Here is a 16,171-nt window from a genome sequence, read left to right as displayed (position 1 = left end):
AAGGCGCGGACTGTGGCAGAAGTAGACCGGACATCCGCAGACCGGGCAGTGGGCGTTCGGGTTGACTTAGCTCTCGATCGTCCCGCGGCTGTCCCGTGCCCATCCGAGGGAAAGCGGTGCGTAGGGCGGCTCATTCGCTCTGCCGCCGCATAGCTCACCGATCGCCTTTAAAGGCTTGTGGTGAGCTTTTAGTTCTCCATCGAGACGAATGAGACCCGAGCGCAAATTGCGCTAAGTCGCTCTCTTAGCGAGTGGGCCACCCCGCCAATTGAGACCAGATACGGCCTCGTCTTGAAATTGGCCGCTGCTCGATGGAAAGTTCAGGATGGTGACCCTCGTGTCCGTACTCGCAAAATGTCAACCGTCCCGAACGGAGCATTCAGTCACCGCTATCGCTTCAATAGTTCGCCAACCCCTACGCCGAGAGCTTTAGCCAACTGAGCTGCTGCCGGTTTGATGGACACCAAGATTGGGTGTTTCATGAAGGCGGAGGTGGGCGATGAAGAGACGGAAGTTCAGTCGCGAGTTCAAGATCGAGGCGGTCAAGCTGGTCAGGGAGCGTGGGGTGTCGGTGGCGCAGGCCGGGCGCGACCTGGATGTTCATGAGAACGTTCTGCGCAAATGGGTGAAAGAGTTCAGCTCCGACCCTGTGCAGGCCTTTCCCGGCCAAGGCCAGATGAAGCCCGAGCAGCAGGAGATCGAGCGGCTGCGCCGTGAGGTCGCCAGGCTGAAGGCCGAGCGGGACATCCTAAAAAAGGCCGCAGCCTACTTCGCGAAGGAAGCGACATGAAGTTCGTCTTTATCGCGAAGCACCGGACGATCTGGCCGGTGGCATGGCTATGCGATGTGCTGGGGGTATCGCGGTCGGGCTTCCATGCCTGGATGAACCGTTCTCCCAGCGCCAGGTCCCGCAGCGACGAGGAGCTGGGCGGCAAGGTCAAGACCAGCTTCACCGCCAGCGACCGCACCTATGGCGCTCGCCGGGTCTGGCGCGATCTGCTCGCCGATGGGGTGGATTGCGGCCTGCACCGGATCGAGCGGCTGATGCGCCTGCAGGGCTTGCGGGCGCGGCCGCGGCGGCGGCGCTTGCCGAAGGATGGCGGCGATCGACAGCTCGACACCGTACCGGCCAACCTGCTGGACCGGCAGTTTGTCGCCGAGCGTCCGAACCAGAAGTGGATCGCCGACTTCACCTACCTATGGACCGTCGAGGGCTGGCTCTATGTCGCGGCGGTGATTGATTTGTTCTCACGTCGGGTGGTGGGCTGGTCGATGAGCGCCGCGATGACGGCGCAGCTCGTAACCGACGCACTGCTGATGGCCGTCTGGCGACGCGGCAAGCCGGATGCGCTGTTGCATCACTCCGACCAGGGCAGCCAGTACACCAGCGAGCAGTTCCAGAGCCTGATGGCCGACCACGGCATGGTCTGCAGCATGAGCCGTTCCGGCAATGTCTGGGACAATGCGGCGATGGAGAGCTTCTTCTCATCGCTCAAGACCGAACGGACCGCCAACAAGATCTACAGGACCAGAGATGAGGCACGAGCCGATGTGTTCGACTACATCGAAAGATTCTACAACACGACCCGCAGGCACTCGACCATCGGTTATCTCAGCCCAGTTGAGTTCGAGCGCAGGGTGGGATTAGCTTAACCCGGTGTCCATCAAACCGGCAGCAGCTCAAATGCGCCTTTGACGCCCAAAGGTCGAGAGGCGATGGTCCAAAGCGTGGTGGGAGGCGGCCTAAGCCAGGCTGGCGCAGCCGAGCTGTTCAACACGACGCCGAAGACGGTCGCCAAATGGGTCAAGCGCTTCCGCGCAGAAGGTGTGGAGGGATTGCGAGATCGCTCCTCCAGGCCCCTTTCATCGCCAAGCCAAACCCCTCTCGCCACGTGCACGGCGATCGAGGCCTTGCGCCGGCAGCGCCACACCGGCAAGCAAATCGCAGCCGAGGTCGAGGTGTCGCCGGCTACCGGCAGCCAGCCGGTTGCCGCCAGCAGCTGCTCGGGGGCGGCCGCCATCTCGGTCGTTTTCATGCCCGACAAGCGCTCCGCGGCCTCCTCGCTGACGCCATCACGGACGGCCTCCAGAATGCCAGCTTTGGTGACGCGGCCAAGATAGCTGCCGACTGTCGGCCGCCAATATCCGGTCATGTCGAGGGCAACTGCCTCGGCCAAATGCCGGGCTGCCGCGAGGGCGCGCGGCCTCCGGTCGAACGGCAGTCTGACCGCGTTGACGGTCAATGCCGTGCAATGCGCGAACAGGAACATGCGGCTGTCGTGATCGAGTTCGGCCACGAACTCCCACAGCCCGCTGGGGTCCTTGGGCATCTGCCTCGCCCAATTGGCATGCCGATCCGACCATGCCTTACCGGCCGCCGTATCCTCGATTCCGGCCGCATGGACAGCCAAATCCGTCTTCACCGGTTGCATGCCGACCACATGAGCATTGGCCCCAAAATAGAAAATCTGGGCCGCCAGCGCATGGGTCACCGCCACGATGGCGACCTCCGGCTGCTCACTCAGATTGAGGCGCAGCCCCAAGGTGCGATGCGCGGTGAGGTCGCGAATGAGCATGTCAGACAGCCGTTGATCCTCGCCCTCCTTGTCGCTGGCACTTTCCTCTTCTTCACCGTCGTGCGCAGCTTCGACGCCTCCTTCGCCCTCCTCTTTCGCTGCCTGAGCATCGCCTTCATGCCCCGTTGCAGCGTGGGGTTTCTCGTCCTCGGGACGGATAAAACCGCGCTCGATACTGATAGCGCCGTCATGATTGAGGACCACGAAGGCGCCGCCGCGCGCGACGTCGGCGGGATCGTAGGCCTGCCGCTTTGCCTCCAGCCGATCGATTTCGGTCTCCAGCTCGCCGAACCGCGCGTCGACGTCGTCGGGCAATTCCTCGGCCGTCTGATGCTGCTCGGTCAGCCGGTCGAACTCGCTCTGAACGGCCTCAAGCGCGGCCTGATCCTCCGCCGACAGCTCGACCGGATGCGGGTAGGTCCGACGCATGCCGTGGGCGTGCGGAAAGTCGAGATGGGGCTCCGTCCACTTCCAGCACTCGGTCGCCCGCAACCGATCCGCCTCGCGGCCAAGCCTTGCCGTGACCAGCAGATCGAGCAGCGCGACGTCTTCCAGATAGCCGCCGCGATCCTCGGTAAAGAGGTCGCGCAGCACGGTGCCGCCCGCCTCCGTATAAGCCTCGAGCCCGACAAAGCGCGCCCGGCGATCGGTGGCAGCCACGTGGGTTTCGGTGAGCAGACGGCGGATGGTGGCAGCATCCGGGTCGAAGGGCAGGCGCTCATAGAGGGCTTCCTGCCGCGCATGATCATCGGTGACGGCAAACGCCATCAGTTGCTCAAGCGTCAGATCGCCACCGCGATAGAGCTGCACCAATTTGGACGAAACCGCGCCGAGCCGCAGGCGTTGCCGCACCGCATGCGCAGTGACGCCGAAGCGCGCCGCGATCTCCTCCACACCAAAACCACGCTCGTCCGCAAGCTTCTTGAAAGCCTCAAACTGATCGGCCGGGTGCATGCTTTCCCGAGTGACGTTCTCGTCCAGGCTGATTTCGTGGGGGTCGTTCGCGGTATCGATGACGCAGCGGATCGGTTCGTTTTTCTTGATTTCCTTGCGCTTCACCCGCAGCAGCTGGGCCAGCCGCCGACCCTCGCCGATAGTCACGCAAAAGAACCCCGTCGCCGCCCCCTCGCCATCGGCCTCCGGCTCGACAACCAGATTCTGCAGGATGCCTTTGAGGGCGATGCTCGCCGCCAACGCCTCGATTGCCGCCTCGCTGTGCGGCGTCTTGCGCGCATTCTTCGGCGACTTCTTGAGCTTGCCGAGAGGAATGCGAACCTCAGTTCCACAAGGTATTCCAAATGTTTTGGCCGACATGATCAAACTTCCTTTTGCTTCCATGGGTGCAAGGCGCACCACGCGCCTGCACCCCTGCCCGTCGGCGAGACCGGGGGTAGCGAGCGCCAGGGCGACCCGAGCGGAGGGGGATCGCCCGCCCGAAGGGCCGCTTCGTGAGAAGCGGGTCTGCACAAGCGTGTGCCAAATCATCGAAAGTCGACAACGTGAAAGCAGCACGGAAGACCGGGGAGACCGCTCGGGGCGGCGCCGGCGAAAGCCGGCGCTTTACCCTGGCGCGCGCGAGGGGCAGCGCCCCTTCAATGTCTTCATTCAAGAAAAAAGACGCAAAGCGGCCGTCGCCGCACCGAAGGTGCGGTGGTTAGGTGATAGCAATGGTGTGGTGCTCTCAAGCGTGAGATTGCTGGGCAAAGCAAAGGAAGTGTAATCAAGCCAAGAGTGACCAAATCAAAGAGCAGCCGACGAGAGGGCAGTGATAGCGACGCGGGCATGCAATGACCGCGGGCACCGAGGCGACTGCAGTTGCGAGACCGGTCTAAAATGGCACCCGAGCGCGGGACAGTGATAACGACGCCGCCATGCAATGACGGCGGGCCCGCGAGCGAGAGCCTCCGGCGAGCGACACATTATACTCTCGATTACCTGCGCGAGGGATCGAAGCCGGCCGGCCGAGACGCCGCGCGGCTTGGTCAACGAGAGCCCACCGCGGCGATAGCCGCGCGCGCTTATGCAAATGGCCGCCGCAGCGGCGAATAACACGAATATGATCGGCTTGACCTAACAGCGGCTACTCATACCTGGATAACGCAGGCGGCCGGACTTAGGCGGAAGATGTAGCTACTTTCCCTGGCTTGCAGTTGAGCAATTCCAGCGCGCCATGTTTGATTGCGATCAACAGCTCCGCTGTAGAACAAGCACCAATAGAGCCTTCTATGAGCAGCCAACCATCGCCGTTGCCTGGCATTGCTCATGATCTGCTTTATGTGACGTCAGCGTATTCGAGTTCAGTGATGCCACGTTCTTCCATCATCCCAAGCGGCTCTTGGCCTCGTCGTATGCCAGCTGCAATCGCAGCAGGATATTGCGGAGAATCTTCCGTCGAAGCATTTCTCAAACGAGTCGGCATCGAGTATCCTCAACCACGGATCAAGGAAGGAAGGCGTCAGCTGTGGTTGAGAGACGATCTGGACCGGGCCATAGCCCCGGATCTCGTGCCAGGCGACCTCGCCGAGGATTTGTGATTTTGGAGCGCCGGCTTCCGCGGTTCGTCGAAGCGCGCCGGTTAGCTAGTGGATCGATCGGCTTCTATTTCCGCATCCCGACGCATTACCGCAGGCTCGGCTGCGAGATGGCGAATGAGCCATTGGGTACGAACTACGAGGCGGCGTGCGGCGATGACAGCAAAGGCGGACGCGCCGCCACGCTCAATGCATTGTTCGATGAATGGAACGGCCAGCGCAGGGGCGAACCCATCGAGCAAGGCAAGATTGCACGCTACGGCAGCATCGATTGGCTGTTTCGGCAATACAAGACCGAGAAGGCCTACACCGAGAAGGTGTCACCCCGTTCGCGTCCAGACTACGAGCGTATCATGCTACTGATCTGCGATACGGTCGGAAAGAGCGAGCGCCGAATCGGAGAACGGCAGATCAGAGAGGTTACACCGCGAGCTGCCGACAAAATATACGAGAGGATCATTCACGGCCCGAACGGGCTGAGGCTGCGGCAAGGCGAGAAGGTGGTGGCCCTCTGCCGCAAGGTCTGGCGCATCATGCGACGCCTACATCCGGACTTGTTCGACAAGAAGCATCCCAACCCTTGGGACGATTTCACGCTCAAGAGCCGCACGAAGAGCAAGAAGCACGCGGTCACCCGCGAAGAAGTCTACAAATTTGCCTGGGGCTGCATCAAGGAGGCTCGGCCGGAGCCGGCAGCCGTCGCTGTCATTTGCTTTGAGTGGCTGCAGCGGCCCGAGAACGTGGTCGCCGGGTTTCCGAGCTGGCCGGATTATCGTAGCAAGAACTGGCCGCACGCGGTGAGGATTGAACACCATAAGAACAAGTCGTTGGTCTGGCATCCTCTCGAAGAGATCGTCGACGGCGAAGCCATCAAGTTTTACGCCGAGGTCGAGGAAATCCTGGGCTATCTGCCAAGGCTCGGTGTTCCCATGATCATGCGCAAGATCGAACGAGGTGAGCGCAAAGGCGATGCCAAGGTGTGGTCCTATCCTGGTATGGAGAAGGTCGTGCAGCAGATGCGCAAGAAGATCGATGGCGTGTCGGAGCTGTTTACGCTTGATGCCTGCCGGCACGGCGGCATGACCGAACTCGAGGAAGCCGAACTGACAGACGGTCAGGGCCGTGCACTCTCCGGACACAAAACGGCGCAGGCCTATCGTGGCTACGCCAAAGAAACGATGCGGCGGGCGCTGGCAGCAACGCGCAAACGTCACGCGCACCTTTTGGCGCAGAAGCAACTCGAACAAGCAGATGCCAACGCGGGTGAGCCGAGCATGATGAGCGGTGACGGCGTGACGCGACGGAATGCGTCATAGCGAGCCCACGCTTATTCCATCGCAGCCAAATTTTGAACGTCGCTCACGGATCGCGACTCGACGCAGTTGCGCACCGTTGCCGAAACAAAATAGGCACGGATTTCCAAATGACGGGGCAAATTCGCTTCCAAACGCCCCGAAATGGCTGCTCAAGCCACGCCAATTATGCCAACAAAATCAATGCTTTGAATATGGCTGGGGCGGGAGGGATCGAACCTCCGAATGGCGGAATCAAAATCCGCTGCCTTACCGCTTGGCTACGCCCCAACGCGCCGATTGAAGGCCACGCCGGTCTATAGGGTGAGTCCCGCCATTTCAACAGGGCGGTGATCGAAAAGGCACGAAAGCCGCAGGACGAGGCCGCTCCGGTCACGCAGCGCCGCGGTGGCCGAGACAGACCGTACGATGTCCGTTCGGACAGTTGAGAGCCCGCCGGTTTCATGGGATGACGATTTGCAAACGCCTCGTCGGGAGTAACGCCATGACCTACCGCGCGCCGATCAACGATATTCTGCTGTCCCTCAATCATGGTGCGGGGCTCGCTGCCGCCGTGGCGGCCGGCCACTACGGCGATTTCGATAGCGAGATCACCGCTGCGGTATTGGAAGAAGCCGGCAAGTTCGCCGCCGACGTGCTGGCGCCGCTGAACACGGTCGGCGACGAACACGGCATCAAGCTCGACAACGGCAAGGTGACGACCGCACCCGGCTGGCCCGACGCCTATCAGCGCTGGACCGCCGCGGGATGGAACGCGGTGTCCGGGCCGGAAGCATTCGGCGGCCAGGGCCTGCCGCTCGCGATCAACGCCGCCTGCACCGAGATCTGGAGCGCATCGAATGTCGCCTTCGGCCTCTGCCCCTTGCTGACGTTGTCCGCAATCGAGGCGCTCGATGCCCACGGCAGCGACGAGCTGAAGAACATCTATCTCGAGAAGCTCGTCACCGGCGAATGGACCGGCACGATGCAGCTCACCGAGCCCAATGCCGGCTCCGACGTCGGCGCGCTGCGCACTCGCGCCGAACGCGCCGATGACGGCACCTACCGCATCAAGGGCACCAAGATCTTCATCACCTACGGCGAGCACGACATGACCGACAACATCGTGCACTTCGTGCTCGCACGATTGCCCGATGCGCCCTCGGGCACCAAGGGAATTTCCCTCTTCCTCGTGCCGAAGTTCCTGGTCAATGCCGACGGCTCGCTCGGCGCGCGCAACGACATCCATGCGAGCGGCGTCGAGCACAAGCTCGGCATGCACGCTTCGCCGACCTGCACCATGACCATGGGCGACAAGGGCGGTGCGATCGGCTTCCTGATCGGCGAGGAAAACGCCGGCATGCGCTGCATGTTCACGATGATGAACCAGGCCCGGCTCGGCGTCGGCCTCGAAGGCGTCGGCATTGCCGACCGCGCCTATCAGCAGGCGCTGGCCTATGCGCGGGAGCGCCGCCAGGGCAAGGTCGTCGGCCACAAGGGCGACGGGATGGATCCGATCATCGTGCATCCCGACGTCAAGCGCATGCTGATGCAGATGCGCAGCATGACGGCGGCGGCGCGCACGATCTGCTACGCCACCGCGGTCGCGCTCGACGTCTCGGTGCGCGCCAAGGACGCCAAGGTTCGCGCAGATGCCGCGGCGCGCGGCGCGTTGCTGACCCCGATCGCCAAGGCGTTCTCCACCGATATCGGCAACGAGGTCGCCTATCTCGGCGTGCAGGTTCATGGCGGCATGGGCTTCATCGAGGAGACCGGCGCCGCGCAGCATTACCGCGATGCCCGCATCACCTCGATCTACGAGGGCACCAACGGCATCCAGTCGATCGACCTCGTCACCCGCAAGCTCGGCGCCAATGGCGGCGCTTCGGTGTGGGCGCTGCTCGACGAGCTCAATGCCACCATCAAGCAGGTCGAGACCTCCAACGATCCGGCGTTCGGCACCACGGGCGCCAAGCTGCGCGATGCCCACGCCGCGCTCGAGCGCACCAGCAAATGGCTGCTCGAACGGCTGGCCGCCGCGCCGAACGATGCGCTCGCCGGCGCGACGCCCTATCTGCGGCTGTTCGGCGCCACGCTCGGCGGCTGCCTGCTCGCCGGCGAAGCGCTCGCCGCCAAGGCGGACGGCGCAGCCGAGCCGCAGCGTTACGTCGCGCTGGCGCGCTTCTTTGCCGAGAACATTTCGGTGCAGGCGCCGTCGCTGGAAAAGACCGTGACCGAAAGCGCCGAGGCGATCACCGGCGCGGAGGCCGTGCTGGCGGGGTGAGGGCTCCACGTCTCGCTCGATCCCACTCCGCGCCACATTCACAACCATCGTCCCTGCTTCCGCCTGCGCAAGCGGGGACGACAGTGAGGGTGTTGCACGCCTGGTGAGTCATACGCTCGCATTCTCGCGACATGTTTTGCCCGAGCCTTGCTGTTCGTTCCGCCCTCTCTTGAGCAGAGGGCGCAGGGAAAGCCGGGTGCCGATCGCACCCATGGGCCCCGAGCAATGGGTAGAAAGCTCGGGGGTTAGGACCACAGGTGTCACCGGAAACAACCCGGCTTTCCCTGCGCGATGGGTTACGGCTTACTTCGTGCTCTCCCCGGCGAGACTGGGCTTGCTTGTCACCGCCCGTGCATGACGCAACGCATCTTGCACGAAGACACCTGCCGTTAGGGCGTCAGGACCACACGACTTCACCGTCCGCCTCGTTGCACACTCGTCAGCTGCGCAATCGGCGTCCACCGCATCTCGACCCACGTTCGTGACGACCGCGAAGCGCCCCTCGTGCCGGGTGAGACGAGCGGACCATACACAGAGTTGTCATTACGATAAACCGAAATATTTTTGTCGACGGGCCTTGACCCGTCGGGCAACTCAGTGATTGAGCACGCCGCGTTCACATCGAGAACCGGCCGCCGGATACCCATTCCTGCGCTTCTGATCCTATGCGAGGCAAAATCCGCGTTTACGTGCATTGCATCGGTACACAACTTTTGGGTGCCGCTGGCGCCTGACGATGGCGATCGGTAAACAGGGAGCTAACAAACTAGGCTCTGTAAGCCTGGTGTAAGCATTCGTCAGCTTCGCGTAAGGGGGCCGGAGATTTTGTGGCGCTACCCGCTATTCCACCAACCGTGCGTAAGCATTGCTTAACGGCTTGATCTCCAAGACTCGCGGAAGCGCTGGAATACCTCCCAACGGCTGACAACGCGCCCGGCAGATCGCCCTGTTGAATCAACTGGTGATGCAGATGAAGTTCGTGATGCGCTCCTGGCTCTCTCGCTTCGGCACAGATCGCGGGGCCAACGTTGCCGTAATCTTTGCATTGGCGACGGTGCCGTTGGTCTACCTGTTGGGTATGACCACGGATTACACCCAGGCCCTGCGCAAGAAGAATCAGTTGGATGCCGCGGCGGACGCTGCGGCAATTGCAGCCGTGCGGCCTGCCATGCTGCTGCAAACGGATTCCACGGCCAAGGCCGCTGCCGCCGCCGTTTTTGCGTCCACAGCCAACAGCATGACCGGCTTGAGCTCGGTGCCGTCACCGACGATCAACATCGTCGATTCCGGGCTCCAGCGTACCGTGACGGTTTCGTACACCGCGCAGTCGATCAACAACTTCGGCACCCTGCTTCGCAGCGCGACCTGGGCCGTCGGCGGCACCTCGACGGCACGCGCGGCAAGCGCGCCCAACATGAATTTCTATCTGGTGCTCGACGACTCGCCTTCCATGGCGATTGGCGCGACCCAGAACGACATCAACAATCTGATATCTTACACGTCCAGCCAGCCATCCGCCTCGCGAAGCTGCGGCTTCGCCTGCCATGAAACGCATCCCAACCTCGACAGCGGCGCCAATTCCTCGAGCGTCGACAACCTGACCATTGCGCGCAACAACGGCGTCACCTTGCGCATCGATCTCGTGGTGAATGCCGTCAATCAGCTGCTCGTTTCATGGGCGAACTGCCCGCAGACCAGCGTTTCGGGCGGCGTCATGCAATGCATGTCGGCCCTGAACAACACCACCTACAAGGCCGGCCTCTATACCTTCGACTACGGCTTCAACACCCTGCAAACGCCGACCAGCCCGACCACGGCGGGACAGGCCATTTCGAACATTCAGCTGATGACGGTCGACCACCAGAATTGCGTGATCTCGGGAAACTGCACCACGGACTACGGCACGGACATTGAGAACGCGCTCAGCAGCGTCAACAACATCATGCCGAATCCCGGCCTCGGCAGCAATCAATCGGGCGACACGCCGCAGGAAGTCGTATTCCTCGTCACCGACGGCGTCGACGACAAGATCATCTCGCTGAGCTCGTCCTGCAATGCCAACGCGGTACTACAGACAGTGGGCTCGAAGTTCCGGTGCCAGCAACCGATCGACCCAACGATCTGCACGACGATCAAGAACCGGGGTATTCGCATTGCAATCCTCTACACCGAGTATCTGCAGCTGAGCGACGGCTGGTACATGAGTCATATCTCCCAGTTCAACAACCCGTCCTCTTCAACCGGCCAGATCGCACAAAACCTGCAATCGTGCGCTTCGCCGGGCCTTTTCTCCGACGTTCAGACCGGTGGCGACATCTCGGCGGCATTGACGGATTTGTTCATCAAGGTCGCCTCAAGTACAGCCAGCCTCACGCAGTAAGAAAGCGCGGTGGTCCAGGTGACGATCCCAGTGACGATCCGATCGGTGAAGAGAATCCGAAATCGCTCCGGCGCCTTCATGAGGGATCGCCGCGGCGCCACTGCGGTCGAGTTCGCGCTCGTCGCGACGCCGTTTCTCGCCCTCCTCGTCGCGATCGTGCAGACGTTTCTCGTGTTCTTTGCGCAGGAGATGCTCGAAGGGGTGGTGCAGCAATCGAGCCGACAGATTTTGACCGGACAGACGCAATCACAACAGGCGACACAGACCGCCTTTCACCAGACCGTCTGCAATCAGGTCGCTGTACTGTTCACCTGCAGCAAGATCCTGGTCGACGTGCGGGTCGCCACCAGCTGGTCGACCGCCGATACGTCTGCTCTCATCCCGACGTATGACAGCCAGGGCAACGTCAACAACATGCAATTCAATCCGGGAAATGCCGGAGACATCGTCGTGGTCCGGGTGATGTACATGTGGCCGGTCTTGCTCGGCCCCCTTGGATTCAATCTTTCAAATCAGCCCAACAACACCCGGCTGATTCTGGCCACTGCCGCCTTCCAGAACGAGCCGGCCTCGTAGGATGTGATCCGATGACCAAGCTGTCCCTTCGAGCGCGGAAGTTCTGGATCGATACCGACGCCCTGGCGGCGATCGAGTTTGCCATGGTGTTGCCGTTCATGTTGCTGCTCTATGTCGGCGGCATCGAACTTGCCAACGGCATGGCCATCAACATCAAGGTCACCGCGGCCGCCCATTCCGTCGCCGACATGGTCTCGCAGAATACGCAAGTCAGCGCGAGCCAGCTGCAGAACATCCTCGGCGCTTCGACCGCGATCCTCGCGCCGTATCCGACGACCAGCAACGGCAACTCGCTCACCACCGTTACTGTTTCAGAAGTCTCCACGGACAGCAACGGCAAGGCGACGGTGCAGTGGAGCCAGTCCTACAACGGAACGAGCTTCGTCACGGGGAGACCGGTCGGTCAAACGATCGCGTTGCCTGCCTCGCTCGCCGGGACGCAGAACTACAATGTCTCGTTCATTCTGGGCGAAGTGTCCTACGGCTATACGCCAAATCTCGGCTTCACCATCAGCGGGACCGTGACGCTGAGAGACAGCTATTACCTGTTTCCGCGTTGTTCGACCAACAGCCCCGCCAACGCAAGCTTTCCGTACTATGACGTCAAACTGACGTCCTCGACGACCTGCACCTGCATCCAGCACCTGCAACAGAAGATCTGCTAGATCACGATCGGTTTCCAGGGAATCGTATCATGATCTCATCTCTTGAGCTCGGACAACCGTTTTCCGTTTTTCCGGATCGTGCTGCAGTCCCGCGCTCAGTCCGGTGCGTTGAGAAACAGCCGGACATCGGCGAGAAAGAGCTCGGCGTGCTGTGACTGCGCGCCGTGGCCGGCGTCGGGGCACATCACCAGATACGCGCCGCGCAATACTCAGCCAGCTCCGCAACAGTCGAAGGCGTCACGCCCGACGAACGGCCGATGCCGAAGCGGCGATAGGCCAGTTGAACGCCGCTCGCCTGGGCGAACCGGGTCGGCGCCGTTTCATGCGTATCGTTCATGGACAGACCTCACTTTCTTGCCGCCTCGTCGTCCGAAAGGCTGCCGACGATCGATGCCCGTCGGGACAATTCGATCCAGTTGCCATCGGGATCGAGGATCATGGAAATCCGCGCGACCTCGCCAAGCGTCACCGGCGCGAGGCCCTCGCGGACGCCCTTGCCGCGCAGCTCGTCATGCACGGCGTCGATATCAGCGACCTGCAACGTGATGTAGCGCCAGCCGCGCGCTTGCCTGATTGGATCGACGGTCGCAGCGCGATCTTGCGTCAGCAGGATGAGGCTGTCGCCGAGGCGGAAGGCCGCGCCGCCCGACCAGGATTGCTCGGTGAAGCCGAGGATGTCGCCGTAGAACCTGCGATGCGCGGCGAGATCACGCACCACCATCGCGACCGCGATCTGGCTGATGCCGTCGTATCCCGGCGCCACCAGGCAGACCCCGTTGCCGTCGGGATCGTGCATGTGTTGCGGCACGCCGACGCCCTCTTGCGCGATGATCAGTTCGCGATAGCCGCTCGGCGCGACCGCCGGCAGCGGCTCGACGTGATGATTGAGCTTGATGACCGAACCGTGCGCGTCGTGGCGGTACTGCTTCTGGCCGCGGCGGACCGGCAGCACATGATCGAAACGAAGCCCGGCATCCTGCTGCCAGAACCGCAGCATCGGCTCGAGATTGTTGGTGGAAAGGCCGACGTCGATGACGTTCTTGGCGAGTTGCATGTCCGGCCTCCCTCAGCCGCCCGCGCGCTCGCAAGCTGCTCAGTCCGGGAAGCGATCACCAAATATCGGCAAGCCGCTGCGTGACTGTGCGCGCGTCGCCTCATCCTGGATGACATCCCGATGCTCGGCAAGGATGTCGCCCTGCATGCGCACGATATCGGCGACGGCCCAGGCCGCCGGCTGGCCGTGGCCGCTGAACCTGCCGTGCAGAATGATGAAATCGACGGTCGCCGCCGCCAAATGGTTCTCGTGGCGCAAACGTCGCGGGCCAGTCCTTGACCAGGCCGAACAGCCCGTCGCGGCCGGGCGGAATATGCGCGCTGTGCTGGATGTAGCGCGGCCACCGGAATCGCTCGGCGGCGACATAGTCGCGCTTGTTGAACGGGGTATCGAACGCGTTCAGCACGATCCCGGGGCGGTGATCTTCGGCCGGCGCGTTCATGGCGAGGCTTCCTTGACGAGGGGTTACTTGCGGACCAGCGGGATCTGCAGATTGGTCGGGCGGTTCTGCTCGGTGTCGAAGCCGCGGCCGTCGACATTGCGGGCGCCCCAGAACAACAGGTCGCCCCTGAGATAAACCAGGTCGTATTCCATGAAATTGGCGCCTTCCTTCAATCCGAAGGGCGCGAACGACTTGCCGAAGATGCTCTGCGGCGCGTCGACCGCCCACGGCGCATAGCCGGTGGAGGCGACCTTGTTGAGCACGTCGGCAAAACCCTGCGCCAGCGGCGTGACCTCATAGGCTTCGTCCGCCGTGAAATCGACCTTCTGCGCGCCTGGCGCAATCGGATGCGCGCCCTGCCACTGCATGTGCCCGACGATCCTGATGCGCGCCAGCGGCACCTTGCCGTAGGGATCGGCAGAGTTGACGACCACGAGTTCGAAGCGATCGGAGGACTGATAGACGAAGGCGCGCTTGAGATAGAACGGCTTGATCGAGCCGTCCGGGTTCTTGCTCGGCCGTATCTCGGGCGCGATGCTCTCCCAGTTGCCGGCAAGTGCCTGCTTGATCGTCGCGACGTCCTGTTCCATGGCGCCAGTCCTTGGTTGATTGCCGGGAGATTGCGCAGCAGCGCCGCCGAGCCCCGCCAGCACCAGCAGCGACACCAGCAACGCTCCGTAACCTGTCCGCATGCGCAAGCTCCGTCTCGGCGACGTTCGGGCCCTCTGCCCGCAAGGCAGAGCCCACAACGCGAATTGCGCTTCGCTATAGACAGCGCTGGCCGGCTTGAAAAAGACTTTGTAAGCTGGCCCCATGCCTGCGAGACATGACACGAGATTTGGCAGCGGGATCTTCCAGGCAGCGATCGGGAGACTGTGATGGAGCTCCGGCATCTGCGCTACTTCGTTGCCGTGGCCGATGCGGGCAGCCTGACCGTTGCCGCCGAGCAGAAGCTCCACACCTCGCAGCCCTCCCTGAGCCGGCAGATTCGCGATCTCGAGGAGGAAGTCGGCGTTCAACTGCTGAACCGCGGCGCGCAGGGCATCGAGCTGACCGCGGCTGGCAAGGCGTTTCTCGACCATGCCCGGATGGCGCTGCTGCAGGCCGAGGCCGCCAAGGAAGCGGCGCTGCGCGCGGCGCAGCCGCCGAAGCCCGTGTTCTCGCTCGGATTCCTGTCGGGCGCCGAAATCGATCTGCTGCCCGAGGTGACCCGCGTGTTGCGCGAGGAATTTCCCGGCATCGATATCCGTCTGTCGAGCGACTATTCGCCGACGCTTGCCAAGGCCCTGATGCGGCGCAAGCTCGATGCCGCCTTCATGCGGGCCGACGACAACATGGAAGACCTTGCTTGCAAACGCGTGCGCACCGATCCGCTGGTGTTCGTGTTTCCGCGCGACCATCGGCTGGCGGCGCAGGCCAACGTCGCGCCGGAAGACATCGTCAACGAGACCTTCTTTCTGCCGTCCAGATCCGCGCCGGCGGTGCGCCGTGTTGTGCTGGAGTATTTCAACCGCGCCGGAATAGACATCAGGCCGGAGCACGAGGTGCATAATGTAGTGCACGCGATATCGATGATCACCTCGACGCATGCGGTGATGCTGCTGCCTGCCTACACGGCGCGCTATCTGCCCGACACCATCACCACGCGTCCGGTGCAGGGAGAGGCGCCGACGCTCGATCTCGTGATCGCCTATCACAAGGCCAACAAATCCCCGATCCTGAAGCTGTTGCTGTCGCGGGTCGGCCGGCTGGCCGGCGCGGCGGCCTGACACAATTAATTCAGTGAGGAGCGATATGCCGGCGAGCCTCGTTCAGACGTTTCGAGCCTTTGCCTACAACAATGCCTGGGCCAATCACCGCATGCTGACCGCCTGCGCCGGTCTCAGCCAGGCGGAGTTCGCGGCGGCCCGGACCGGGTTCTTCCCGAGCCTGCAGGCGACGCTGAACCACATCCATGTCATCGATCTCTTTTATGTCGACGCCCTCGAAGGTGGCTGGCTCGGGCCGGAGGCGTGGGCCAATGAAGTGCCCTACCCGGCGGTCGACGCGCTGAAAACCGCGCAACGCGCGATCGACCAGCGCCTGATCGCTCACTGCGACGCGCTGACGCCTGCACGGCTCGATGATGTGGTGAGGGTCAATCGCGACACGTCGGTACAGACCGAGCGCCGCGACCGCCTGTTGATGCATCTGTTCCAGCACCAGATCCATCATCGCGGCCAGGCTCACGCGATGCTCGCCGAAACCACCGTCAAGCCGCCGCAGCTCGACGAATTTTTCGCCGCCGGCGAAGCTCCGCTCCGCGAAGCCGAGTTCAGGGAGCTCGGCTGGAGCGAGGCCGCCGTGTGGGGCGGCTGAAAGGCATGTTGCG

Annotated in this window: 12 protein-coding genes, 1 tRNA gene and 2 pseudogenes; 9 read left to right on the top strand and 6 right to left on the bottom strand. The window is 62.6% G+C overall.

What is annotated here, in order from left to right; all coding sequences use genetic code 11:
- Nucleotides 1-499 precede the first annotated feature (499 nt).
- Together JQ507_07535 and JQ507_07530 are read left to right on the top strand one after the other, a co-directional pair.
- Nucleotides 500-1,653 (top strand): IS3 family transposase gene (locus tag JQ507_07535; GenBank protein ID QRI71324.1). Its coding sequence is split into 2 segments (ribosomal slippage): nucleotides 500-749 and nucleotides 749-1,653, totalling 1,155 coding nucleotides; the frame shifts between segments, so codons are not numbered across the junction.
- Nucleotides 1,654-1,716: 63 nt separating this feature from the next.
- Nucleotides 1,717-1,974: pseudogene (locus tag JQ507_07530) on the top strand (helix-turn-helix domain-containing protein).
- Here the strand turns inward: JQ507_07530 and JQ507_07525 are convergent.
- A pseudogene (locus tag JQ507_07525) lies at nucleotides 1,974-3,890 on the bottom strand (ParB N-terminal domain-containing protein). The pseudogenes JQ507_07530 and JQ507_07525 overlap by 1 nt on opposite strands.
- Before the next feature lie 1,222 nt (nucleotides 3,891-5,112).
- Here JQ507_07525 and JQ507_07520 point away from each other — a divergent pair.
- Nucleotides 5,113-6,423 (top strand): hypothetical protein, encoded by a 1,311-nt coding sequence (locus JQ507_07520; GenBank protein ID QRI71323.1) that lies wholly within the window; start codon nucleotides 5,113-5,115, stop codon nucleotides 6,421-6,423.
- Between the two features lie 192 nt (nucleotides 6,424-6,615).
- On the opposite strand, the gene JQ507_07515 is transcribed toward JQ507_07520, so the two are convergent.
- Nucleotides 6,616-6,690, bottom strand: a tRNA-Gln gene (locus JQ507_07515).
- A 214-nt stretch (nucleotides 6,691-6,904) separates the two neighbouring features.
- Here JQ507_07515 and JQ507_07510 point away from each other — a divergent pair.
- The 4 genes from JQ507_07510 to JQ507_07495 all read left to right on the top strand — a co-directional run bounded on the left by JQ507_07510 (nucleotide 6,905) and on the right by JQ507_07495 (nucleotide 12,304).
- On the top strand, nucleotides 6,905-8,683 hold the full coding sequence (locus JQ507_07510) for an acyl-CoA dehydrogenase (protein QRI71322.1): 1,779 nt from the start codon (nucleotides 6,905-6,907) through the stop codon (nucleotides 8,681-8,683).
- A gap of 979 nt (nucleotides 8,684-9,662) precedes the next feature.
- On the top strand, nucleotides 9,663-11,063 hold the full coding sequence (locus JQ507_07505; GenBank protein ID QRI73240.1) for a pilus assembly protein: 1,401 nt from the start codon (nucleotides 9,663-9,665) through the stop codon (nucleotides 11,061-11,063).
- A 78-nt stretch (nucleotides 11,064-11,141) separates the two neighbouring features.
- Entirely contained in the window at nucleotides 11,142-11,639 is a 498-nt protein-coding gene (locus JQ507_07500) for a pilus assembly protein (protein ID QRI73239.1), read from the top strand.
- 11 nt (nucleotides 11,640-11,650) lie between these two features.
- On the top strand, nucleotides 11,651-12,304 hold the full coding sequence (locus JQ507_07495; GenBank protein QRI71321.1) for a pilus assembly protein: 654 nt from the start codon (nucleotides 11,651-11,653) through the stop codon (nucleotides 12,302-12,304).
- 184 nt (nucleotides 12,305-12,488) lie between these two features.
- Here JQ507_07495 and JQ507_07490 read toward each other — a convergent pair whose 3' ends face one another.
- The 4 genes from JQ507_07490 to JQ507_07475 all read right to left on the bottom strand — a co-directional run bounded on the left by JQ507_07490 (nucleotide 12,489) and on the right by JQ507_07475 (nucleotide 14,492).
- Nucleotides 12,489-12,641, bottom strand: coding sequence for a hypothetical protein (locus tag JQ507_07490; protein ID QRI71320.1), 153 nt, complete (start codon nucleotides 12,639-12,641; stop codon nucleotides 12,489-12,491).
- A 9-nt stretch (nucleotides 12,642-12,650) separates the two neighbouring features.
- Nucleotides 12,651-13,358: a VOC family protein gene (locus JQ507_07485; protein ID QRI71319.1), complete on the bottom strand. Its 708-nt coding sequence runs from the start codon at nucleotides 13,356-13,358 to the stop codon at nucleotides 12,651-12,653.
- Nucleotides 13,359-13,397: 39 nt separating this feature from the next.
- Entirely contained in the window at nucleotides 13,398-13,598 is a 201-nt protein-coding gene (locus JQ507_07480) for a hypothetical protein (protein QRI71318.1), read from the bottom strand.
- Between the two features lie 225 nt (nucleotides 13,599-13,823).
- On the bottom strand, nucleotides 13,824-14,492 hold the full coding sequence (locus JQ507_07475) for a hypothetical protein (GenBank protein QRI71317.1): 669 nt from the start codon (nucleotides 14,490-14,492) through the stop codon (nucleotides 13,824-13,826).
- A 186-nt stretch (nucleotides 14,493-14,678) separates the two neighbouring features.
- Between JQ507_07475 and JQ507_07470 the strand changes: the two genes are divergently transcribed.
- Together JQ507_07470 and JQ507_07465 are read left to right on the top strand one after the other, a co-directional pair.
- Nucleotides 14,679-15,569 (top strand): LysR family transcriptional regulator, encoded by an 891-nt coding sequence (locus tag JQ507_07470; GenBank protein QRI71316.1) that lies wholly within the window; start codon nucleotides 14,679-14,681, stop codon nucleotides 15,567-15,569.
- Between the two features lie 25 nt (nucleotides 15,570-15,594).
- Nucleotides 15,595-16,158, top strand: a complete 564-nt coding sequence (locus JQ507_07465) for a DinB family protein (GenBank protein ID QRI71315.1) — start codon at nucleotides 15,595-15,597, stop codon at nucleotides 16,156-16,158.
- Nucleotides 16,159-16,171 lie beyond the last annotated feature (13 nt).

This window comes from Bradyrhizobium sp. PSBB068, assembly GCA_016839165.1.
Classification (GTDB): Bacteria; Pseudomonadota; Alphaproteobacteria; order Rhizobiales; family Xanthobacteraceae; genus Bradyrhizobium.
Note: the sequence above shows the minus strand (reverse complement) of the source record. Positions and strands in the feature narration are given on the sequence as shown.